The sequence below is a fragment of the Exiguobacterium sp. KKBO11 genome, from assembly GCF_001644945.1.
Lineage (GTDB): Bacteria > Bacillota > Bacilli > Exiguobacteriales > Exiguobacteriaceae > Exiguobacterium_A > Exiguobacterium_A abrahamii.
Map to the genome: position 1 here is coordinate 1 of NZ_LUCU01000031.1, position 391 is coordinate 391.

The 391-nt window shown below is 52.7% G+C and carries 1 protein-coding gene; it reads left to right on the forward strand.

Annotated elements, in window-relative coordinates; all coding sequences use genetic code 11:
- Positions 1-24: 24 nt before the first annotated feature.
- The coding region (locus tag AYO36_RS11030) for a hypothetical protein (RefSeq protein ID WP_156501854.1) at positions 25-391 on the forward strand (367 nt) is incomplete at its 3' end.

The following is a 391-nucleotide window of genomic DNA, read 5'->3' on the forward strand; positions in this document are numbered from 1 at the left end:
CACCCTCAACCATGGAGTGATTTTATGAAAAATTTTGGATTGTCTCTCGTAGCGGCGGCTTGCTTGGCTGGATTGTCTTCTCCTTCCTACGCTAAACAAGGCGATGTAAGCGATAAGGTGGTGCCCGTAACCGACGTGTACGTGCCGAGCAACTTCGACTCGAGCTCCGATGCATTTGTCGTGGTGAGCGGCCTGTTTGCTAATAGCTGCTACAAAGTAGGCGATGTAAAGGTGGATCAAGTGGATGCCAACACCCAGCAAGTGACTACCCACGCCAGCGTTACCGAAGGCCTTTGCCTGATGGTTATGGTGCCTTTCCACAAGGAAGTGCAGCTCGGCAAACTTAGCCCCGGTGATCACACCGTTCGTTTCCTTTCGGGCGACGGAACGT